The sequence below is a fragment of the Streptomyces sp. PH9007 genome, assembly GCF_059813725.1.
In genome coordinates this window covers 1,065,354-1,087,028 of sequence record NZ_CM187440.1, presented here as the reverse complement: position 1 = coordinate 1,087,028, position 21,675 = coordinate 1,065,354, and the positions used below count along the sequence as shown (strand labels likewise).

Below are 21,675 nucleotides of genomic sequence, written 5' to 3'. Positions count from 1 at the left end.
TCTCCCTGCCGTTGCGTCGGTCGCGTCAGTGGTCACAACGTAGAGGCGCGCACTGACAATTGACCGGGCGGCGATAGCGTGGCGGTATGACTATTGATGCGGATGAGGTGCATGGGCGCGGTGGGCCCACTGGGACCACCGAGGTGCAGGCGGGCTCGCTGGGCGTGGTGCGTGCCGAGTACGCGCCGGAGTTCGACGGCGACCCCGACCCGGGCGAGATCGTGTGGACCTGGGTGCCCTACGAGGAGAACGACGGCCGCGGCAAGGACCGCCCGGTGCTGGTGGTGGCCAGGGAGGACGCCGGCACCGTGCTCGCCGTACAGCTGAGCAGCAAGGACCGGGACGGGGACCCCGAGTGGTTCCCGCTGGGGACCGGCCCGTGGGACCGCACCGGCCGGGAGTCGTGGGTGGACCTGGAGCGGGTGCTGCGGGTGCATCCGGAGGGCATGCGGCGCGAGGCGTGCGCACTGGACCGGGCCCGGTACCAGAGTGTGGTGCACAGCCTCCAGGCGCGGCACGGCTGGCGGTGACGCCACGGCCCGGCCGGGGTGGGCCGGGCCACCGGGGCCACCGGGGCGGAATATGCCCCAGCACACTTTGATCACGGACGGTACAGCCTCGATCGGTTCCGCCTTAATATCCTCACAAATGACCAGGTGGGGAGATGTAGGGTGCGTGCAGTCGAGGTAACCGTCGATCACTTCAGCTATGGGTCGATCACCCCGGTACTGGGTTATCTGATGGCGGTCCTGGGCGCCGCCCTCGGCCTTCGCTGCGCCGCACGGGCCCTGTCCGGGCAGTCCGGCGGCGGCCGGCGGCCGGGCTGGCTGGCCCTGGGCGCCCTGTCACTGGGCTCCGGCATCTTCACCATGCACTTCATCGCCATGATGGGCTTCACCACCGGCGGGGTGCACATCGCCTACGACCTGGGGCGGGCCTTCGCCAGCCTGGCCATCGCCATCGTGGTGGTGGCCATGGGGCTGCTGCTGGTCGGGGCCGCCCGCCGCACCGCCCTCGCCGTACTGGGCGGCGGACTGATCACCGGGCTCGGGGTGGCGGCCATGCACTACGTCGGCATGAGCGGCCTGGTCATGGCGGCCGAGGTGCGCTACGAACCGGTGTACGTGGTGGCGTCCGTGGTCATCGCGGTGGTCGCGGCCGTCCTGGCCCTGTGGTGCGCCGTCGCGGTGCGCGGCCTCAAGGCGGCGGTCGGGGCCAGCGCGCTGCTGGGCATCGCCGTCAGCGGCATGCACTACACGGGGATGGCGGCGATGTCGGTGCACGCGCACACCGTCAGCGCGCTGGAGACCCGGGCGCCCATCGAGACACTCATGCCGATCCTGATCGTCCCGCTGCTGCTGATGCTGCTCACCGGGCTCTTCGTGGGCCTTGATCCGATGGCTTCGCGGACCCAGGAAAGGGCGCCGCAGCGCATTTGATGGCACTTTCCTGTGGCCCTCGACACAGCGCATTCCGACCTTACGAAGGGCCGTAGGAGAGAAATGTGACCAAAGGCCGGGACTTTCGTCCCGGCGGCCCGGGGAATTCGGCAGGGGGAGGCCGGGAATTCCGGTAGGCGGCGGCCGGGCCCGGCCCTGGGCCGCAGGGGGCGGGGTGACGCCGCAGGTGGGGCCGGAAAGGTGGATGCGCCGGGGATTTTCCGGCCCTGTTAAGGGACCTTTTTCCCCTCTGCTCGCTACGCCTTGCGATAGTAATAAGGGCGTTTGAATGCCGGGGAATCGGTCGCTAAGAATGGGTGTTGTTCCGGCCGATGGTCGAATATCCCCGAGCACCGCGAGGTAATCCCCGAATGTCGAACCGCATCACGAACCGCATCGCCAAGGTCTCCCATGTCCGCACCCGTGCCGCCGTCCTGGCCGCAGGCCTGGGGGCATCGGCGGTCCTGACGGTCGGCGTGGCGACGGCCGCCGAGGGTTCCCAGCAGACCCCGGACCTGTTCGCCGCCCACACCGCCAGCCAGCTCGCCGACTCCACCGGCGCCCAGGCCGACGCCGTGACCGCGACCCAGAAGTCCTGGGTCAGCCCGATCGGCGGCGACTACAGCCTGAGCGCGAAGTTCGGCAACAGCGGTGACCGCTGGGCCAGCAAGCACAGCGGCCAGGACTTCGCCGTACCGGTGGGCACCGACGTGCGCGCCGTGCACAGCGGCACCGTCGTGAAGGCCGGTGGCAACGGCGCCGGTGACGGCCCCGCCTACGGCAACGCCATCGTGATCAAGCACGACGACGGCAGCTACTCGCAGTACGCCCACCTGAACAAGATCGACGTGAAGGTCGGCCAGAAGCTGAACACCGGCGACAAGATCGCCGAGTCCGGCAACACCGGAAACAGCAGCGGCCCGCACCTGCACTTCGAGATCCGGACCACTCCGGACTACGGCAGCGCCGTGGACCCGGTGGCCTTCATGCAGAGCAAGGGCGCCTCGTTCTGACGCCTGCCGCCCCGCTCCATCGACCGCGCCCCGTCCGGCACCGCACAGGTGCCGGGCGGGGCGCCGCCATGTCCGGCCCCCCTGCCGGAGCCGCTCAGAACAGCGGCTCCGGCAGGACCCCCTCCAGCGCCAGCAGGGTCCGTTTCACCGGCAGCCCGCCCCCGAAACCCCCGATGCCGCCGTCCGCCGCCACCACGCGGTGACAGGGCACGAACACCGGCAGTGGGTTCGCCCCCATCGCGGCGCCCACGGCCCGCGCCGCCCCCGGATCGCCCACCCGCACCGCCAGATCCTGGTAGCCGACCACCTGGCCGTACCGCACCGAGGCGGCCAGCTCGCGCAGCACCCGTTCATGGAAGCCGGACGTCAGCGACCAGTCCAGCGGCACCGTGAACCCGGTCAGCCCGCCGTGGAAGTACGCGTCCAGCTCCGCCACCGCCCCCACCAGTCGCGGATCGTCCGCCGAACCGCTCCGCGGCGGCGCCCCCAGGGCTGCGGTCAGCCGGGGCACGAGCCGCTGTACGACCCGTTCATCGGCATGGAAGCCCACGTTGACCAGCCCCCGGTCGGTCGCCGCCAGCAGCAGCGGCCCGATCGGGGTCCGCCGTACGGTCCACGCCCAGGCGCGCCCGGCGCTCTCCTCGCTCATGCCGGGCAGCCTAGGGCCGGCCACTGACAGCCGGCCCCTGGCCTCCCGGCCCCGAGCATCCCCGCCCCGGCCTCCCCGATCCGTGCTCTCAGCCGCCGATGGCCTCCCGCACCACGTCCGGGAAGTTGGTGATGATCCCGTCCACCCCGAGCCCGGCGATCCGGGCGGCGGTCGGACCGTCGTTGATCGTCCAGGCGTTGACCTCCAGCGGCTCCCCGTGCACGCCGTCCACCGCCTGGATGGCCGCCACGTACTCGGCGGTCAGATCCGTGTACCGGGGGCCGATCTGGTCGGAGAACTCCGCGTAGGCGGGCAGCTCGGCCACCTTCGGCGTGCCGAGGAAGCCGGTCTTCACCTCCGGTGCCTGTTCGTGCACCGTGCGCACCGAGTCGGCGCTGAAGCTCTGGAGCACCACCCGCTCGCCGGGGTGCTCCTCCTCCAGCCAGCCCGCGTCGTCCAGCACCCGCAGGATCTGCCGCTCCACGCCCGGGTACAGCTCGGGCGACTTGATCTCCAGCAGCAGCTTCTGCTCGTTCGCCGTCAGCCGGTGCAGGAACTGCGCCAGCGTGGGCACCCGCTCGGCCACGAACTCGTCACCGAACCAGCTGCCGGCGTCCAGCCGGGCGATCTCCCGGGAGGTGAAGTCGGCGACGTTCCACGGCGCGCGGTCGGGAAAGACCGCCGCCGCGTTGGTGGTGCGCGCCAGCGTGGTGTCGTGCATCAGGATGAGTTTGTGGTCCTTGGTGCGCTGGACATCGATCTCCACCCACTCCGTGTTCAGCCGAGCGGCCTCGTCGGCGGCCACCAGGGTGTTCTCGGGCGCGTACCCGGAAGCACCGCGATGGGCGACGATCAGCGGAGTGGTGGTGCCGGTGAGGGTCGTCGTGCTCCCCGCCGGAGCGGCAGCGGCGCCGCCGGCGGGAATCACGGTGAGCAGGAGCGTGATGACACCGAGGGCGGCCGCCGCGACCGCCGATCCGGGGCGTTTCGACACAATGACTCCGATGCGTCGGTGATAGGACGTGATGATCTTTTCCCCGCGTATGCCCTCACCAGACAGAAAAACGATGACCTAGGGCTGAACAGGTAGCGACAATCTGTCATCAACGGTGGTCGCGAAGCGCTGCGGAGCCGATTGTCAGTGCCGGGTCGTACCGTGGGGGACATGCGGCCCGTTTCCCACATCGAACGTACGGTGGCGCCCTTCGAGGTCGTCAGTCCCTATCAGCCCAACGGCGACCAGCCGGCGGCCATCGCCGACCTGGAGCGCCGGATCAAGGGCGGTGAGAAGGACGTCGTCCTGCTCGGTGCCACCGGCACCGGCAAGTCGGCCACCACGGCCTGGATGATCGAACGGGTCCAGCGCCCCACCCTGGTGATGGCGCCCAACAAGACGCTGGCCGCCCAGCTGGCGAACGAGTTCCGCGAGCTGCTGCCGAACAACGCGGTCGAGTACTTCGTCTCGTACTACGACTACTTCCAGCCGGAGGCGTACGTCCCCCAGACGGACACCTACATCGAGAAGGACTCCTCGATCAACGAGGAGGTGGAGCGGCTGCGGCACAGCGCCACCAACTCCCTGCTCACCCGGCGTGACGTGGTCGTGGTGGCCTCCGTCTCCTGCATCTACGGCCTGGGCACCCCGCAGGAGTACGTGGACCGGATGGTGCCGCTCAAGGTGGGCGAGGAGATCGACCGGGACGCGCTGCTGCGGCGCTTCGTCGACATCCAGTACGCCCGCAACGACGTGGCCTTCACTCGGGGCACCTTCCGGGTGCGCGGGGACACCATCGAGATCTTCCCGGTCTACGAGGAGCTGGCCGTCCGGATCGAGATGTTCGGCGACGAGATCGAGGCGCTGTCCACCCTCCACCCGCTCACCGGCGAGGTCATCTCCCACGAGGATCACCTGTACGTGTTCCCCGCCTCGCACTACGTGGCCGGTCCCGAGCGGATGGAACGCGCCATCGCGGGGATCGAGAGCGAGCTGACCGAGCGGCTGGCCACGCTGGAGCAGCAGGGCAAGCTGCTGGAGGCCCAGCGGCTGCGGATGCGCACCACCTACGACATCGAGATGATGCGCCAGATCGGCACCTGCGCGGGCATCGAGAACTACTCGATGCACATCGACGGCCGTGCCCCCGGCACCGCGCCGCACACCCTGCTGGACTACTTCCCCGACGACTTCATGCTGGTCATCGACGAGTCGCATGTCACCGTCCCGCAGATCGGCGCCATGTACGAGGGGGACGCCTCCCGCAAGCGCACCCTGGTCGACCACGGTTTCCGGCTCCCCTCGGCGGTCGACAACCGGCCGCTGAAGTGGGAGGAGTTCCTGGAGCGGATCGGGCAGACGGTGTACCTGTCGGCGACCCCCGGCTCGTACGAGCTGTCGCGCGGCGACGGCGTCGTGGAGCAGATCATCCGGCCCACGGGTCTGGTGGACCCGGAGGTCGTGGTCAAGCCCACCGAGGGCCAGATCGACGATCTGGTGCACGAGATCCGCACCCGCACCGACAAGGACGAGCGGGTCCTGGTCACCACGCTGACCAAGAAGATGGCCGAGGACCTGACCGACTACTTCCTGGAGCTGGGCATCCGGGTCCGCTACCTGCACAGCGACGTGGACACCCTGCGCCGCGTGGAGCTGCTGCGCGAGCTGCGGGCCGGTGAGTACGACGTGCTGGTCGGCATCAACCTGCTGCGGGAGGGGCTCGACCTGCCCGAGGTTTCCCTGGTGGCGATCCTGGACGCCGACAAGGAGGGCTTCCTGCGCTCCGGCACCTCGCTGATCCAGACCATCGGCCGGGCCGCCCGTAACGTCTCCGGGCAGGTGCACATGTACGCGGACCGGATCACCGCCGCCATGGAGCGGGCCATCGAGGAGACCAACCGGCGCCGCGCCAAGCAGATCGCCTACAACGAGGAGCGGGGCATCGACCCGCAGCCGCTGCGCAAGAAGATCGGCGACATCGTGGCGACCATCGCCCGCGAGGAGGTCGACACCCAGGAGCTGCTGGGCAGCGGGTACCGCAAGGGCGGGGAGCCGGCCAAGGGCCGGGGCAAGGCGCCGGTGCCGGCCAAGGTGGCCCGGGAGAACGCGGGCGCCGAGCAGCTGACCGAGCGGCCCGCCGCGGAGCTGGCGGAGACCATCGAGGCGCTCACCGAGCGGATGCGGTCGGCCGCCGCCGAACTTCAGTTCGAGGTCGCCGCCCGGCTGCGGGACCAGGTCTCCGACCTGAAGAAGGAACTGCGTCAGATGCGTGAGGTGGGCCTGCGCTAGCGTCGCCCTTGACTCTTTCTTTACCGGAGTCGCCTGACAAGGAAGGGGAGCTGTTGTGGGCGTCAATCTCTCGAAGGGACAGGCCGTCAGTCTGGTCAAGTCCGGGGGCGGCGGTCTGTCCGCCGTACGGATGGGCCTCGGCTGGCAGGCGGTGCGGCGCGGGTTCTTCAGCAAGATGCTCGGTGGCGGCGGGGAGATCGACCTCGACGCCTCCGCGGTGCTGTACGCCGGGACCGAGTCCAAGGACGTGGTGTTCTTCCAGAAGCTCACCAGTGACGACGGCTCGGTGATCCATACCGGGGACAACGTCGTGGGCGGCGCGGGCCAGGAGGACGATGAGTCGATCATCGTCGACCTCGCCCGGCTGCCCGCGGCCGTCGACACCATCGTCTTCACCGTGAACTCGTTCACCGGCCAGACCTTCGCCGAGGTGGAGAACGCGTTCTGCCGGCTGGTGGACGAGAACACCGGCGAGGAACTGGCCCGCTACACACTGGCCGGCGGCGGCGCGCACACCGCGCAGATCATGGCCAAGGTCAGCCGCGGTGACGGCGGTGAGTGGCAGATGACGGCGATCGGCGAGCCCGCCTCCGGGCGGACCTTCCAGGACCTGCTGCCCGCCATCGCCCCGTACCTGTAGCCCGGAAGCGGTCTTGGGGCCGGGGCCGGGTCGACCCGGCCCCGGCACCGGCCGTACGTCACGCCGCGCTCAGCGGGTGATCCGAACGGTCACCCGCTCCCGTACCCCGCTCACCCGCACCTCGAGGGTGACCTCGCCGGCCCGCAGCCCCGTCAGCAGGCCGGTCGCCGGGTCGAAGGCCGCCACCTGCCCCCGTCCCGCCCCGCCGGGCGGGCCCACATACAGGCCACGCGACCCCGACCAGTCGGCGCTCACCGGGAACGCCACCGGCACCTCCCGCGCCCCGGGCCCGGTGCCCTGCGACACCGTCGCCGTCACCCGCTCCGCACCGCCGGCCGGCAGCGCGGCCGGGGCGTCCAGCGTCAGAGCGTCCACATGGGGCCTGGTCTGCACCGAGAGCCACCCGCCACCCCCGCCGTGACCACACGCCCCGTCCTCCCGCGAGCGGGCACCCGCGGCGCCGTCGACGCCCACCAGCGCCCATCCGGTGAATCCGCCCTCCCCCGGGGGAGCGGCCGGCGCCTTCCCCGCGTCCCCGCCGATCACATACGGCACCCCGTCCCGCCAGGAGCTGTCGAAGACCCCGACATGCGCCCCGAAGAACGCCACACCCATGCCCGAGGAACGGCGGAAGTCCGCCAGCCAGCGCTCCAGCAGCGCCGCCTCCATGCGATCGGTGAGCTGACTGGCCGGCCGGACGGTCGGATCACGCGGCGGCACATGGCTGAGCACCACCACCGAGCGCACCGACCGGTCCTCCGCCGCCGCGTCCAGCTCCGCCCGCAGCTGCTGGAACTGGGCGAACCCCCCGCCTCTGAGCGTCAGCGACGAGGTGTCCAGGGCGATGAACCGGGTCCCGCGATGGTCGAAGGTCTGCCGGGCGGGCCCGATGATCTCCTCGAACAGCCCGATGGAGCCACCCATCACCTCATGGTTGCCGGGCAGGTAGTACCAGGGCAGCGCGTCGCCCAGCTCCTCCTCGATCATCTCCCGGGCGAATTCCAGATCGGCCCGGGAGCCCTCGTCCACCCAGTCCCCATTGATCACCACGAAGTCGGGATCGGCCGCCCGCGCCTCGCGCAGGGTGCGCCGGGCCGCCGCCGCGATGGCGCTGTCCGGGTCCCGGGCCACGAACTGGGCGTCCGAGACCACCGCGAAGCGCCACTCCCGCGCCGCCACCTCCCGCCCGGCCCCGATCAGCGGCCCGCTCCGGGCGCCGTCCGGCGGCAGCTCCGCCTCCGGGGCGGTGCGCACCGTCAGCCCGTCGATGGCGATCGAGCCGGTGTACGCGGCGTCCGGCCGAGTCTCGGCCACGTAGAAGCGGTGCACCGAGACCGGCAGTGCGATGCCCTCGGGAACCTCGAAGACCACCTGCCGCCAGCCCTGCCAGGTGAGGTGCTCGCCGCGCAGCACCTGATCGGTGCCGGCCGCGTCCCGCAGATGCAGCGAGGGCCAGCCGCCGTGGCCGTCCCCCTCGATCCACAGGGCGAAGCTCTGCGGCCGGCCCGACACCGGCAGATCGGCGGGCGGGGTGGCGTACGCGGCGCGGGTGGCGGTGCTGAGGGTGAAGTCGTACTCCAGGCGCAGCGCGCCGCCCCCGTCCTGCCCGGCCGGTTCCGGGGTGATGGCGCCGGCCGCGCGGGCGTGGCTGAACGTCCACTCCGCCGCGTTCTCGAAGTCGGCCACGGTGCTCTCCTCGCCGCCGACGGTGACGGCCAGGACGGTGCTCCGCCCGCCGGCCGTGGCCCGTACCTCCCCGGCGGCCCCGTCCGACCCCTCGGCCGCCGTGACCGTGAACCCGCCGGCCGCCGGGTCCGGGTCGATGGTGAACAGCGCGCGGTCGTACTCCAGCGTCACATCGGCCGGCTCGACGGGGGCGCTGTTCCCCTCGGCGTCCTGGCCGAGCAGCCCGAACCCGGCGCTCTCCCCGGGCCCGGCGAGACCGACGCGGCGCGCGGTCGGCTCCAGCCGCTCCAGCGCGCCGAGCACGGTCAGCTCGACGGTGCCGCTGGCCCGGCCCCGCCCGGCGGTCACCCTGGTGCTGCCTGTGCGGCGCGCGGTGAACACGCCGTCGGCGCCCACCGAGCCGATGGCCGGGCGTGCCGTGCTCCAGGCCGGGAGCGCCGGCGCCGGACCGTACGTCTCGTCGTGGCCGGTCGCCGCCAGCGCCCGGGTCAGCCCGGGGAAGACCCGTTCGGGATGGCCGCCGGGCACCGGGTCCGCGGTGGGGGCACGTGCCGGATCGGCCACCGTCTCCACCCGGAACCCGGCCGCCGTACCGCTGCCGGTCGGCACGGTGACGGCCAGACCGTTGGGCACCGGCCGCTCGGCGCCGTCCGAGGGACGGTTGACCAGCCGTGGCTCGTGGTCGCCCGGCTGCCGGGCGAGGAGGGTGCTGGAGCCGCCGCCGTCCAGGTTGAGCGCCGTGTACGCGCCGAGGTCGGCGAGCAGCACCGCCAGCTCGGTGAGGGTGGCGCCGCCCGAGTGCTGCTGCCGGCCGTCCACCGAGACCAGGAACATCTCGCCGCCGTCCCGGGAGAAGCCCACCGCCGTGCGGGGTGCCGCGGTGTTGTTGGGCCGGCCCTCCCAGTTCTGCGGCTCGCCGTCGATGACCAGCAGGCCCCGGCCGCCCACCGCCTCCGCCGGCAGCGGTCCGCCGTCCCCGGTGCGCGGCCCGTACTCCAGCGCCACCCCGTCGCCCGGCGCGAGCGCGGCCAGTGCCCCGGCGCCGGCGTCGCGGCCCAGCAGCACGGTGGCGCCGGGCGGGATCCGGTCGCGGCCCGCGAGCTCCGACACCGACACGACGACGTCCTCGCGCACGAGGACCTCGGTGACCCGCGCCGCCCCGGGAACGGTCAGCGCCCGGTCGGCCCCGCCCCAGCCGGACGTGTACACGCCGATGCCCCCGCCGGGCACCCGCGCCGCGTTGTAGGAGGCGAGCGGAGCCACCCCGTCCGGGAGCAGCACGGTGCCCTCGAACCGGAGGTCCAGGAGGCGCCCGGTGTCGCCGGGGCCCAGGCCCACCGCCTCGGTGGGGGCCCCGTCCGACGCGGAATGCCGCAGCTCGCCGCCGCTGACGCCGGGGCCCAGCGGCGCGAGGGAGCCATTGATGTCGAAGAAGTCGGCGTTGACGGCCGCCACCGTGGCGCGCCCCGGGCCGGGGTCGTGGTCGCGGACGAGTTCGCTCAGCGGCGCGGCGTCCGACACGTCGTCAGGGGCCACGGACTCCACCCGGGCCCCGGCGGTCAGATCGATCGTGACGGCGTGCGCGCTGCGCCAGCCGGTGGGCTCCAGGCTCTGAAAGCTGGTCAGTTCGGTGCCCGGGCCCAGCGGCTGGACGTCGCGGGACAGTTCGAGGCCGCCCCCGCTGCTCGGGGCGGCGACGGCGGGGCCGGACGGCAGCAGGGTCACGGCGAGCGCGGCGATCGCCGCGGCCACGACCGGGGCCCTGGCGCGCAGAATGTCCCCTGCTCGGCTGTGTCGTGGCGTGCTCGGTGCGCGGTGGATCACCAGGACTCCCTCGGACGCGTCGGCATCGGGCGCCTCAGCGTTCCAAGGGAGGCGGCGCCGCACCAGTGCGACGCCGCCAATTTCCGGCGAACTCCGGTGAACGGAGCCGGACGGCCTACTTCTTGGCGGTGCTCTTCCGCCCGGCCACGGCCTTCTTGGCCGGCGCCTTCTTCCGGGTGGTGCGCCGCGCCGGGGTGGCGTCGCTGAACCGGTCGCCCAGCACCTCGCGCAGGAACTTCCCGGTGTGGCTGGCCGGGACGGCCGCTACCTCCTCGGGGGTGCCCTCCGCGACGACGGTGCCGCCGCCGTACCCGCCCTCGGGGCCCATGTCCACGACCCAGTCGGCGGTTTTGATGACGTCGAGGTTGTGCTCGATGACGATCACCGTGTTGCCCTTGTCCACGAGGCCGGAGAGCACCTCGATGAGCCGCCGGATGTCCTCGAAGTGCAGCCCGGTGGTCGGCTCGTCCAGCACGTAGACGGTGCTGCCGGTGGAGCGCCGCTGCAGCTCGGAGGCCAGCTTGACGCGCTGCGCCTCGCCGCCGGAGAGCGTGGTGGCGGGCTGCCCCAGCCGTACGTAGCCCAGGCCCACGTCGTTGAGGGTGCGCAGATGACGGGAGATGGCCGGCACCGCCTCGAAGAAGTCCATGGCCTCCTCGATGGGCATGTCCAGCACCTCGGCGATGGACTTGCCCTTGTAGTGCACCTCCAGCGTCTCCCGGTTGTACCGGGCGCCGTGGCAGACCTCGCACGGGACGTAGACGTCCGGCAGGAAGTTCATCTCGATCTTGATGGTGCCGTCGCCCGAGCAGTTCTCGCAGCGGCCGCCCTTCACATTGAACGAGAAGCGGCCCGGGAGATAGCCGCGGACCTTGGCTTCCATCGTCTCCGCGAACAGCTTGCGGACGTGGTCGAAGACACCGGTGTACGTGGCCGGGTTGGACCGCGGGGTGCGGCCGATGGGGGACTGGTCGACGTGCACCACCTTGTCGACGAGGTCGTCGCCGGTGACCCGGGTGTGCCGCCCTGGCACCGCCTTGGCGCGGTTCAGCTCGCGCGCCAGGTGGGTGTAGAGGATGTCGTTGACCAGCGTGGACTTGCCGGACCCGGAGACCCCGGTGACCGCGGTGAGCACCCCGACCGGGAAGCTCACGTCGACGTTCTTCAGATTGTGCTGCCGGGCGCCGTGCACGGTCAGCCGGCGCTTCGGGTCGGCCGGGCGCCGTACCTCGGGCATCGGGATGGAGCGGGCGCCGGTGAGGTACTGGCCGGTGATCGACTCCTCGTTGGTCAGCAGCTCCGCCAGCGGGCCGCTGTGCACGACCTTGCCGCCGTGCTCGCCGGCCCCGGGGCCGATGTCCACCACCCAGTCGGAGGTCTTGATGGTGTCCTCGTCGTGCTCGACGACGATCAGGGTGTTGCCCAGGTCGCGCAGCCGCACCAGGGTCTCGATCAGCCGGTGGTTGTCGCGCTGGTGCAGACCGATGGACGGCTCGTCCAGCACGTAGAGCACCCCGACCAGGCCCGAGCCGATCTGGGTGGCCAGCCGGATGCGCTGCGCCTCGCCGCCGGAGAGCGACCCCGCGGCGCGGTTGAGGGAGAGGTAGTCCAGGCCGACGTCGACCAGGAAGCGCAGCCGCTCGTTGACCTCCTTGAGGACCCGCTCGGCGATGGCCTTCTCCCGGGCGTCCAGCTTCATGCCGCGCAGGAAGTCGGAGCACTCGCTGATGGACATCGCCGAGACCTCGGCGATGGACCTGCCCTGCACGGTGACGGCCAGCACCAGGGGCTTGAGCCGGGTGCCGTGGCAGGCGGGGCAGGGCGCCTCGCGCATGTAGCCCTCGAACCGCTCGCGCCCGGCGTCGGTGTCGGCCTCCGCGTAGCGGCGGCGCAGGAAGGGGATGACGCCCTCGAAGGCGGTGGCGTAGGCCCGCTCCTGGCCGTGCCGGTTCTCGTAGCGGACCTCGATCTTGGTGCGGTGGCCGTTGAGCAGGGCCTTCTTCGCGCGCTGCGGGAGCGCTTCCCAGGGCACGTCGGTGCGGAAGCTGAGGGCGTCGCCCAGGGCGGCGATGAGGTGGTGGAAGTAGCCACGGGTGTGGCCGTGGGACCACGGGTGGATGGCGCCCTCTTCCAGGGACTTCTCCGGGTCCGGGATGATCAGCTCCGGGTCGACCTCCATCCGGGTGCCGATGCCGGTGCACTCGGGGCAGGCCCCGAAGGGGGAGTTGAAGGAGAAGGAGCGCGGCTCCAGCTCCTCGAAGGAGAGATCGTCGTACGGGCAGTACAGATGCTCGGAGAACATCCGTTCGCGCTGGGGGTCGTCCTCCGGGGGGTCGACGAAATCGAGCACCACCATGCCGCCGGACAGGCCCAGCGCCGTCTCCACCGAGTCGGTCAGCCGCCGCTTGGCGCTGTCCTTGACGGTGAGCCGGTCGACGACCACCTCGATGGTGTGCTTCTCCTGCTTCTTCAGCTTGGGGGGCTCCGCGAGCTGGATGGTGGCGCCGTCCACCCGGGCCCGGCTGTAGCCCTTGGTCTGCAGGTCGGAGAAGAGGTCGACGAACTCGCCCTTGCGCTCGCGCACCAGCGGCGAGAGCACCTGGAAGCGGCTGCCCTCCTCCAGGGCCAGCACCTTGTCCACGATGGCCTGGGGGGACTGGCGGGCGATGGGCCGGCCGCACTCGGGGCAGTGCGGCTTGCCGATGCGGGCGAACAGCAGCCGCAGGTAGTCGTAGACCTCGGTGATGGTGCCCACCGTCGAGCGCGGGTTGCGCGAGGTGGACTTCTGGTCGATGGACACCGCCGGGGACAGGCCCTCGATGAAGTCCACGTCCGGCTTGTCCATCTGGCCCAGGAACTGCCGGGCGTACGCGGACAGCGACTCGACGTAGCGGCGCTGGCCCTCGGCGAAGATCGTGTCGAAGGCCAGGGACGACTTGCCCGAGCCCGACAGGCCGGTGAAGACGATCAGGGCATCGCGCGGCAGGTCGAGCGAGACATTCTTGAGGTTGTGTTCGCGAGCTCCGCGAACGGTGAGCCGGTCGGCCACGCGGATGGCACCTTTCGTGTGAAGAACGGGGACCCCATGGCGCACGGAGCACCCCCGTCCAAGAGTAGGGGCGGCGGAATGAAGCAAGGCCGATACGGCCTCCAGCGGCACCGAACCAGCCTATAGCACGTGCGTTCGATTACCGGGTGGATATCGCCATCTTCACTCGAAGGAGTGGACCCGGATAGCGTGTGATCATGACGAAGCCCACCGGTGACCTCATCGGTCTGCGGGATGCCACCCGGCGCCTGCTGACCGCCCTCGACGCCCTGGACGACGCAGACCTCGCCGCGCTCTCCCAGCTGCCCGGCTGGACCCGCGGCCACCTCACCACGCACCTCGCCCGCAATGCCGACGCCCTCGGCAACGTGCTCGCCGGCCGTCCCATGTACCCGGGCGAGGAGGTCAGGGACGCCGACATCGAGCGCGGCGCGGCCCGGCCCGCCGCCGAGCAGCTCGCCGACGTGCGCGACAGCGCGGCCCGGCTCGCCGACGCCTTCGAGGCGCTGCCCGCCGAGCGCTGGCAGACCACCGCCGAACTGCGCAACGGCGTCCGCGACCGGCTCTCCGCCCTGCCGCTGCGCCGCTGGGTGGAGATCGAGCTGCACCACGTCGACCTCGGCATCGGGCACACCGTCGACCGGCTCCCCGGCACCTTCACCGACCGTACCGTGGACTACCTCACCCGCCGGTTCACCGGACACCAGGACCTGCCGCCCCTCGACCTGCGTGCCGAGGACGGGCGCAGCTGGTACAGCGGAGGGCACGACGGCGCCCGCGTCGTGGTGGCCGGCGCCCCCACCGCCCTCGTCGGCTGGCTCTCGGGCCGCACCACCGGCTCCGGCCTCACCACCAGCGGCGGCACGCTCCCTGTCCTGCCCCCGCTCTGACACACTGACCGCCATGTCGTACACCGGAAATGTCACGGTCGGCGGGCCGGCGGACGCCCACGAGCTGGCCCGCCTGATCATCTCCAAGGCGGCGGTCGGCCCCATGAACAACAACGCCTACCTGCTGCGCTGCCGGACCACCGGCGCCCAGCTGCTCGTCGACGCCGCCGCCGAGCCCGCCACCCTCCTGGAGCTCATCGGTGACGACGGCATCACCGCCGTCGTCACCACCCACCGGCACGGCGACCACTGGGGCGCCCTCGCCGAGGTCGTCGCCGCCACCGGCGCCACCACCTACGCCGGGCGCCCCGACGCCGAGGGCATCCCGGTGCCCACCGACGTCCCGCTGGACGACGGCGACACCCTCACCGTCGGTGACATCGAACTCACCGTACGCCGCCTCACCGGCCACACCCCCGGCTCCGTCGCCCTGGTCTACGACGACCCCGACGGCCACCCGCACCTGTTCACCGGCGACAGCCTCTTCCCCGGCGGGGTCGGCAACACCCACGGCGACCCGGCCGCGTTCGCCGCCCTGCTGCACGACGTGGAGACCCGGCTGTTCGCCACCCTTCCGGATGAGACCTGGGTCTACCCGGGCCACGGCGCCGACACCACCCTGGGCGCCGAACGCCCCCAGCTCCCCGCCTGGCGCGAGCGCGGCTGGTAGCCCCCGGCCACCTCGGACGGCCGCCCGGTGACCATGAAGTGTCGGTGCCCGGCAGTAGGGTTACGCACATGGCCGACCCCTCCAGCTACCGCCCGAAGCCGGGCGAGATCCCCGAAGACCCGGGCGTCTACCGCTTCCGCGACCAGCACGGCCGGGTCATCTACGTCGGCAAGGCCAAAAGCCTGCGGCCGCGGCTGTCCTCCTACTTCCAGGACCTCACGGGGTTGCACCCGCGCACCGCCACCATGGTCACCACCGCCGCCTCCGTGGAGTGGACCGTGGTCGCCACCGAGGTGGAGGCGCTCCAGCTGGAGTACACCTGGATCAAGGAGTACGACCCCCGCTTCAACGTCAAGTACCGCGACGACAAGAGCTACCCCTCGCTCGCCGTCACCATGAACGAGGAGTTCCCCCGCGCCCAGGTCATGCGCGGGCCCAAGCGCAAGGGCGTACGGTACTTCGGCCCCTACGGGCACGCCTGGGCCATCCGCGAGACCGTCGATCTGCTGCTGCGGGTCTTCCCCGTACGCACCTGCTCCGCCGGGGTCTTCAAGCGCGCCCACCAGATCGGCCGCCCCTGCCTGCTGGGCTACATCGACAAGTGCTCGGCCCCCTGCGTCGGCCGGGTCACCCCCGAGGAGCACCGCCAACTCGCCGAAGAGTTCTGCGACTTCATGGCCGGCCGCACCGGCACCTACCTGCGCAGGCTGGAAGCCGAGATGCAGGAGGCCTCCGAGGACATGGAGTACGAGCGGGCCGGCCGGCTGCGCGACGACATCGAGGCGCTCCGGCGCGCCATGGAGAAGAACGCCGTCGTCCTCGCCGACGCCACCGACGCCGACCTCATCGCCGTCGCCGAGGACGAGCTGGAGGCGGCCGTCCAGATCTTCCACGTCCGCGGCGGACGGGTGCGCGGCCAGCGCGGCTGGGTCACCGACAAGGTCGAGCACGTCGCCACCCCGCAGCTCGTCGAGCACGCGCTCCAGCAGCTGTACGGCGAGGAGTGGGGGGACGAGGCCGGCGCCGGCGGCACCGGTGGCGTCCCCCGCGAGGTGCTGGTCCCCGCCCTGCCGGAGGCCGAGGAGGCGCTCACCGACTGGCTCGGCGAACGGCGCGGCTCCCGGGTCAGCCTGCGCGTCCCGCAGCGCGGCGACAAGAAGGACCTCATGGCCACGGTGCAGCGCAACGCGCAGCAGGCGCTGGCCCTGCACAAGACCAAGCGGGCCTCCGACCTGACCACCCGCTCCCGGGCCCTGGAGGAGATCAGCGAGGCGCTCGGCCTGGACTCGGCGCCGCTGCGCATCGAGTGCTTCGACATCTCCCACCTCCAGGGCGAGGATGTGGTCGCCTCCATGGTCGTCTTCGAGGACGGCCTGGCCCGCAAGAGCGAGTACCGCCGCTTCCAGATCAAGAGCTTCGCCGGACAGGACGACGTCCGCGCGATGCACGAGGTGATCTCGCGCCGCTTCCGCCGCTATCTGCGGGAGAAGGAGAAGAGCGGCGGCTGGGTCGAGGAGTCCCCGGAGAGCGAGGCGAACGGCAACGGGAACGGCGAGGGCGAGGGCGCCGGCGCGCGGCCGGGGGAGGCCGTCCACGGGGAGACCCGGGGCGAGGAGGCCACCCACGAGGAGGCCGTCCACGGCGAGACCCACCACGAGGACGCCCACCGCGAGGAGGACGGCCGCCCCAAGCGCTTCGCGTATCCGCCGCAGCTCGTCGTCGTCGACGGCGGCGCCCCCCAGGTGGCCGCCGCCCGGCGCGCCATGGACGAGCTGGGCATCGACGACGTGGCCGTGTGCGGCCTCGCCAAGCGGCTCGAAGAGGTCTGGCTGCCCGGCGACAGCGACCCCGTCATCCTGCCCCGCACCAGCGAGGGGCTCTACCTCCTCCAGCGGGTGCGCGACGAGGCGCACCGTTTCGCCATCCGCTACCAGCGCGGCAAACGGGCACAATCGATGAGGAAGGGGCCACTGGACGCGGTCCCCGGCCTCGGCGAGACCCGCAAGAAGGCGCTGCTGAAGCACTTCGGCTCCGTCAAGCGGCTGCGCAACGCCTCCGTGGAGGAGATCTGCGAGGTTCCCGGCATAGGCCGGAAAACCGCGGAGACGGTGCTCGCCGCGCTCGCCGAGGGCGGCCCGGCCGCTCCGGCCGTCAACACGGCCACCGGCGAGATCATCGAGGACTGAGCGGTCCGCCCCCCGGGGTGGCGCCGTCCGGCCCGGGGCCGGGGTCGTCACGTCCACCCGCCCCACCCCGTACCACCCGCACCACATCACCCACACACCACACAACGGCGGGGGAAGAGAGATCATGAGCGAACACAGCAGAACCGAAGAACAGCCCGAACCCACCGTCAACGGGACCGTCACCGCCGGTGAGGAGAGCGGTCCCACTCCCGAACTGGTGATCATCTCGGGCATGTCGGGGGCCGGCCGCAGCACCGCCGCCAAGTGTCTGGAGGACCTCGGCTGGTTCGTGGTCGACAACCTGCCGCCGTCCCTGATCCCCACCATGGTCGACCTCGGCGCACGCTCCCAGGGCAACGTCGCCCGGATCGCCGTCGTCGTGGACGTCCGCGGCCGCAGCTTCTTCGACAGCCTCCGGGAATCCCTGGCCGACCTCGACGCCAAGTCCGTCACCCGGCGCATCGTCTTCCTGGAGGCGTCCGACAACGCCCTCGTGCAGCGCTTCGAGTCCGTCCGCCGCCCGCACCCCCTCCAGGGCGACGGCCGGATCGTGGACGGCATCGACGCCGAACGCGACCTGCTGCGCGAACTGCGCGGCGACGCCGACCTGGTGATCGACACCTCCAACCTCAACGTCCACGAACTGCGCGCCAAGATGGACGCCCAGTTCACCAGCGGCGACGAGCCGGAACTGCGCGCCACCGTCATGTCCTTCGGCTACAAGTACGGCCTGCCGGTGGACGCCGACCACGTCGTGGACTGCCGCTTCCTGCCCAACCCGCACTGGGTCCCCGAACTGCGGCCCTTCACCGGCACCAGCGAGCAGGTCGCCGGCTACGTCTTCGACCAGCCAGGCGCCAAGGAGTTCCTGGAGCGCTACGCCGAACTCCTGCACCTGGTGGCCACCGGCTACCGTCGCGAGGGCAAGCGCTATGTGACCATCGCGGTCGGCTGCACCGGCGGAAAGCACCGCTCGGTGGCCGTCTCCGAGCGGCTGGCCAAGGTGCTCGCCGCCGAAGGCATCGAAACCGTCGTCGTACACCGGGACATGGGGCGCGAATAACATGCCACGAAAGGCCGCCCGGCAGGGCCGGGACCCCGAGCACCGTCGCACCGTCATGCGGCGGATCGGCCGCACGGGCCGCACCGGCCGTGCCCCGCGGCGCGGCGCCCAGCCCAAGGTGGTCGCCCTGGGCGGCGGCATGGGGCTGTCCGCCTCACTCACCGCGCTGCGCCGCATCACCGGTGATCTCACCGCCGTGGTCACCGTCGCCGATGACGGTGGCTCCAGCGGCCGGCTCCGCGACGAGCTGGGCGTCCTGCCCCCGGGCGACCTGCGCAAGGCCCTGGCCGCGCTGTGCGGCGACGACGACTGGGGCCGTACCTGGTCCGAGGTTGTCCAGCACCGTTTCAAGAGCGAGGGCGCGCTGCACGACCACGCGGTCGGCAACCTGCTGATCGTCGCACTGTGGGAACAACTGGGCGATCACGTCCAGGCCCTCGACCTGGTCGGCAAACTGCTGGGCGCGCACGGCCGGGTACTGCCGATGTCGGCCGTGCCGCTGGAACTGGAGGCGCTGGTACGCGGGCACGAGAGCGGCCGTCCGCAGGCGCTCAGCCGGGTACGGGGCCAGGCCACCGTCGCGCTGACCCCGGGCGAGGTGCTCCAAGTGGTCCTGGTGCCGCACGACCCGCCGGCGGTCCCCGAGGCGGTGCAGGCGGTCCTCGACGCGGACTGGGTGATCCTGGGGCCGGGTTCGTGGTTCTCCTCGGTGATCCCCCATCTGCTGGTGCCCGAACTGCTGGACGCCCTCACCCGTACCAAGGCCCGCCGGGTGCTCTCGCTCAACCTCGCACCGCAGCCCGGGGAAACTGATGGCTTCTCCCCGCAGCGTCATGTGGAGGTTTTGGTACAACACGCCCCTAAACTCGCCTTTGACGTGGTGCTGGCCGACCGGGCAGCGGTGCCCGACCAGGAGAGCCTGAGCCTGGCCGCCGAGCGGCTGGGGGCTTCGGTCCAGCTGGCCCCGGTGGCCGCCGCCGGTGACCCGCTGACCGGCGGCGGCTCCGCACGGCACGACCCGGAGCTGCTGGCCGCCGCGTATGACCGTATTTTTCGTATGCATGGAAGGATCGGCCCATGGCGATGACGGCCGCGGTGAAGGACGAGATCTCACGGCTCCCCGTCACCCGCACCTGCTGCCGCAAGTCGGAGGTGTCGTCGGTCCTGCGGTTCGCCGGCGGCCTGCACCTGGTCAGCGGGCGGATTGTGATCGAGGCGGAGCTGGACACCGGAATCGCCGCCCGCCGGCTGCGCCGGGACATCCTGGAGATCTTCGGACACTCCTCCGACCTGGTGGTGATGGCCCCGGGCGGGCTGCGGCGCGGCAGCCGCTATGTGGTGCGCGTGGTGGCCGGCGGCGATCAGCTGGCCCGGCAGACCGGTCTGGTGGACGGCCGCGGCCGTCCCATCCGCGGGCTGCCGCCGCAGGTGGTCTCCGGGGCGACCTGTGACGCGGAGGCTGCCTGGCGCGGCGCGTTCCTGGCCCACGGCTCGCTCACCGAGCCCGGCCGGTCCTCCTCCCTGGAGGTCACCTGCCCGGGTCCGGAGGCGGCCCTGGCCCTGGTGGGCGCCGCCCGCCGGCTCCAGATCGCCGCCAAGGCGCGCGAGGTGCGCAGTGTGGACCGCGTCGTCGTCCGGGACGGTGACGCGATCGGCGCCCTGTTGACCCGGCTCGGCGCGCACGAGTCGGTGCTGGCCTGGGAGGAGCGCCGGATGCGGCGCGAGGTGCGGGCCACCGCCAACCGGCTGGCCAACTTCGACGACGCCAATCTGCGCCGTTCGGCCCGCGCCGCCGTGGCGGCCGGGGCCCGGGTGCAGCGCGCTCTGGAGATCCTGGGCGAGGAGGTCCCCGAGCACCTGGCGGCGGCCGGCCGGCTGCGCATGGAGCACAAGCAGGCTTCCCTGGAGGAACTGGGGGCGCTGGCCGACCCGCCGCTGACCAAGGACGCGGTCGCCGGCCGCATCCGCCGGCTGCTGGCGATGGCCGACAAGCGCGCCCAGGACCTGGGCGTTCCGGGCACCGAGTCCAACCTCACCGAGGAGATGGTCGGCTGAGCCGCACCCGTGGTGCCCTCGGGCACCCGAGCCCGCCGCCTGTCCCCGGCCGATGTCACCGCTTGGACCCGGGCGCGGTAGGGTCGGAAGAGGTCGGGGACGTCCCATACAGCATCGCCGGAATCCGCATCCGGCGTACCAACGAGGAGATCGGTTCGTGACGATCCGCGTAGGAATCAACGGCTTTGGCCGTATCGGCCGCAACTACTTCCGCGCGCTCCTTGAGCAGGGTGCAGATGTTCAGGTCGTTGGCGTCAACGACCTGACCGACAACGCCACCCTGGTTCATCTGCTGAAGTACGACAGCATCCTCGGCCGCCTCAAGGAAGAGGTGAGCCACACCGAGGACACCATCACGGTGGGCAACCAGACCTTCAAGACCCTGGCGGAGCGCGACCCGGCGAACCTGCCGTGGGCCGAGCTGGGCGCCGACATCGTGATCGAGTCCACCGGCATCTTCACCAAGCGTGAGGATGCCGCCAAGCACCTGGCCGCCGGCGCCAAGAAGGTCCTGATCTCCGCCCCGGCGAAGAACGAGGACGTGACCGTGGTCCTGGGCGTCAACCAGGACGCGTACGACCCGGCGCAGCACGACATCATCTCCAACGCCTCCTGCACCACCAACTGTGTGGCGCCGATGGCGAAGGTCCTGGACGAGAGCTTCGGCATCGTCAAGGGTCTGATGACCACGATCCACGCGTACACCAACGACCAGCGGATCCTGGACTTCCCGCACAGCGACCCGCGCCGGGCCCGGGCCGCCGCGATCAACATCATCCCGACCAGCACGGGTGCCGCCAAGGCCACCGCCCTGGTGCTCCCGCAGCTCAAGGGCAAGCTGGACGGCATCTCGATGCGTGTGCCGGTCCCCACCGGCTCGGTCACCGACCTGGTCGTGGACCTGGACCGTGAGGTCACCGTCGAGGAGGTCAACGCCGCCTTCCAGGCCGCCGCTTCGGGCGAGCTGAAGGGCATCCTGGAGTACACCGAGGACGCCATCGTCTCCTCGGACATCGTGAACTGGCCCGCGTCCTGCACCTTCGACGCGCAGCTCACCATGGTCCAGGGCAACCAGGTCAAGGTTGTCGGCTGGTACGACAACGAGTGGGGCTACTCCAACCGCCTCGTCGACCTGACCGTCTACGTCGGCGACCGCCTGTGACCCGCTGACCGTTCCCACGGTCAGGGCCACAGCGGTCGTACGGGCACCGGCCCTTCCACAGGCACC

16 protein-coding genes are annotated in these 21,675 nt (G+C 71.6%); 12 read left to right on the top strand and 4 right to left on the bottom strand.

Features of this window, described 5'->3' with window-relative positions; all coding sequences use genetic code 11:
• Nucleotides 1-86 precede the first annotated feature (86 nt).
• From ACTFAP_RS04740 to ACTFAP_RS04730, 3 genes are all read left to right on the top strand, one after another.
• Nucleotides 87-530, top strand: a complete 444-nt coding sequence (locus tag ACTFAP_RS04740; protein WP_390122619.1) for a type II toxin-antitoxin system PemK/MazF family toxin — start codon at nt 87-89, stop codon at nt 528-530.
• Nucleotides 531-671: 141 nt separating this feature from the next.
• Nucleotides 672-1,439, top strand: a complete 768-nt coding sequence (locus ACTFAP_RS04735; protein WP_495683569.1) for an MHYT domain-containing protein — start codon at nt 672-674, stop codon at nt 1,437-1,439.
• Nucleotides 1,440-1,810: 371 nt separating this feature from the next.
• Nucleotides 1,811-2,452, top strand: coding sequence for a M23 family metallopeptidase (locus tag ACTFAP_RS04730; protein ID WP_453855438.1), 642 nt, complete (start codon nt 1,811-1,813; stop codon nt 2,450-2,452).
• A gap of 94 nt (nt 2,453-2,546) precedes the next feature.
• Here ACTFAP_RS04730 and ACTFAP_RS04725 read toward each other — a convergent pair whose 3' ends face one another.
• Both ACTFAP_RS04725 and ACTFAP_RS04720 read right to left on the bottom strand, forming a co-directional pair.
• Nucleotides 2,547-3,101, bottom strand: coding sequence for a methylated-DNA--[protein]-cysteine S-methyltransferase (locus tag ACTFAP_RS04725; RefSeq protein WP_500468304.1), 555 nt, complete (start codon nt 3,099-3,101; stop codon nt 2,547-2,549).
• An 88-nt stretch (nt 3,102-3,189) separates the two neighbouring features.
• Nucleotides 3,190-4,095, bottom strand: a complete 906-nt coding sequence (locus ACTFAP_RS04720; RefSeq protein WP_390122613.1) for a glycerophosphodiester phosphodiesterase — start codon at nt 4,093-4,095, stop codon at nt 3,190-3,192.
• 171 nt (nt 4,096-4,266) lie between these two features.
• Here ACTFAP_RS04720 and uvrB point away from each other — a divergent pair, with 171 nt between their 5' ends.
• Complete coding sequence (uvrB, locus tag ACTFAP_RS04715) at nt 4,267-6,384, top strand: excinuclease ABC subunit UvrB (RefSeq protein WP_500468303.1); 2,118 nt, start codon at nt 4,267-4,269, stop codon at nt 6,382-6,384.
• 55 nt (nt 6,385-6,439) lie between these two features.
• Nucleotides 6,440-7,024, top strand: a complete 585-nt coding sequence (locus ACTFAP_RS04710) for a TerD family protein (RefSeq protein ID WP_436981377.1) — start codon at nt 6,440-6,442, stop codon at nt 7,022-7,024.
• 69 nt (nt 7,025-7,093) lie between these two features.
• Here ACTFAP_RS04710 and ACTFAP_RS04705 read toward each other — a convergent pair whose 3' ends face one another.
• Complete coding sequence (locus tag ACTFAP_RS04705; protein WP_500468302.1) at nt 7,094-10,462, bottom strand: phosphodiester glycosidase family protein; 3,369 nt, start codon at nt 10,460-10,462, stop codon at nt 7,094-7,096.
• Nucleotides 10,463-10,649: 187 nt separating this feature from the next.
• Complete coding sequence (gene uvrA, locus ACTFAP_RS04700) at nt 10,650-13,583, bottom strand: excinuclease ABC subunit UvrA (RefSeq protein ID WP_500468301.1); 2,934 nt, start codon at nt 13,581-13,583, stop codon at nt 10,650-10,652.
• Between the two features lie 197 nt (nt 13,584-13,780).
• Here uvrA and ACTFAP_RS04695 point away from each other — a divergent pair, with 197 nt between their 5' ends.
• From ACTFAP_RS04695 to gap, 7 genes are all read left to right on the top strand, one after another.
• Entirely contained in the window at nt 13,781-14,473 is a 693-nt protein-coding gene (locus tag ACTFAP_RS04695; RefSeq protein ID WP_500468300.1) for a maleylpyruvate isomerase family mycothiol-dependent enzyme, read from the top strand.
• A 13-nt stretch (nt 14,474-14,486) separates the two neighbouring features.
• Nucleotides 14,487-15,143, top strand: a complete 657-nt coding sequence (locus ACTFAP_RS04690; protein WP_495683564.1) for an MBL fold metallo-hydrolase — start codon at nt 14,487-14,489, stop codon at nt 15,141-15,143.
• A 68-nt stretch (nt 15,144-15,211) separates the two neighbouring features.
• On the top strand, nt 15,212-17,329 hold the full coding sequence (gene uvrC, locus ACTFAP_RS04685; RefSeq protein ID WP_500468299.1) for an excinuclease ABC subunit UvrC: 2,118 nt from the start codon (nt 15,212-15,214) through the stop codon (nt 17,327-17,329).
• 124 nt (nt 17,330-17,453) lie between these two features.
• Entirely contained in the window at nt 17,454-18,392 is a 939-nt protein-coding gene (gene rapZ, locus ACTFAP_RS04680) for an RNase adapter RapZ (protein ID WP_390122593.1), read from the top strand.
• A gap of 1 nt (nt 18,393) precedes the next feature.
• Nucleotides 18,394-19,479, top strand: a complete 1,086-nt coding sequence (locus tag ACTFAP_RS04675) for a gluconeogenesis factor YvcK family protein (RefSeq protein ID WP_500468298.1) — start codon at nt 18,394-18,396, stop codon at nt 19,477-19,479.
• Nucleotides 19,470-20,447: a DNA-binding protein WhiA gene (whiA, locus tag ACTFAP_RS04670; protein WP_030734000.1), complete on the top strand. Its 978-nt coding sequence runs from the start codon at nt 19,470-19,472 to the stop codon at nt 20,445-20,447. Before ACTFAP_RS04675 ends, whiA begins: the two co-directional genes overlap by 10 nt.
• Nucleotides 20,448-20,604: 157 nt before the next feature.
• Nucleotides 20,605-21,609 (top strand): type I glyceraldehyde-3-phosphate dehydrogenase, encoded by a 1,005-nt coding sequence (gap, locus tag ACTFAP_RS04665; RefSeq protein ID WP_030733997.1) that lies wholly within the window; start codon nt 20,605-20,607, stop codon nt 21,607-21,609.
• Nucleotides 21,610-21,675 lie beyond the last annotated feature (66 nt).

Coding starts and splice junctions, on each gene's coding strand:
- ACTFAP_RS04690 (WP_495683564.1), top strand. CDS start 14,487: ATGTCGTACACCGGAAATGTCACGGTCGGCGGGCCGGCGGACGCCCAC.
- ACTFAP_RS04740 (WP_390122619.1), top strand. CDS start 87: ATGACTATTGATGCGGATGAGGTGCATGGGCGCGGTGGGCCCACTGGG.
- uvrC (WP_500468299.1), top strand. CDS start 15,212: ATGGCCGACCCCTCCAGCTACCGCCCGAAGCCGGGCGAGATCCCCGAA.
- ACTFAP_RS04675 (WP_500468298.1), top strand. CDS start 18,394: ATGCCACGAAAGGCCGCCCGGCAGGGCCGGGACCCCGAGCACCGTCGC.
- ACTFAP_RS04725 (WP_500468304.1), bottom strand. CDS start 3,101: ATGAGCGAGGAGAGCGCCGGGCGCGCCTGGGCGTGGACCGTACGGCGG.
- whiA (WP_030734000.1), top strand. CDS start 19,470: ATGGCGATGACGGCCGCGGTGAAGGACGAGATCTCACGGCTCCCCGTC.
- ACTFAP_RS04730 (WP_453855438.1), top strand. CDS start 1,811: ATGTCGAACCGCATCACGAACCGCATCGCCAAGGTCTCCCATGTCCGC.
- ACTFAP_RS04695 (WP_500468300.1), top strand. CDS start 13,781: ATGACGAAGCCCACCGGTGACCTCATCGGTCTGCGGGATGCCACCCGG.
- uvrB (WP_500468303.1), top strand. CDS start 4,267: ATGCGGCCCGTTTCCCACATCGAACGTACGGTGGCGCCCTTCGAGGTC.
- rapZ (WP_390122593.1), top strand. CDS start 17,454: ATGAGCGAACACAGCAGAACCGAAGAACAGCCCGAACCCACCGTCAAC.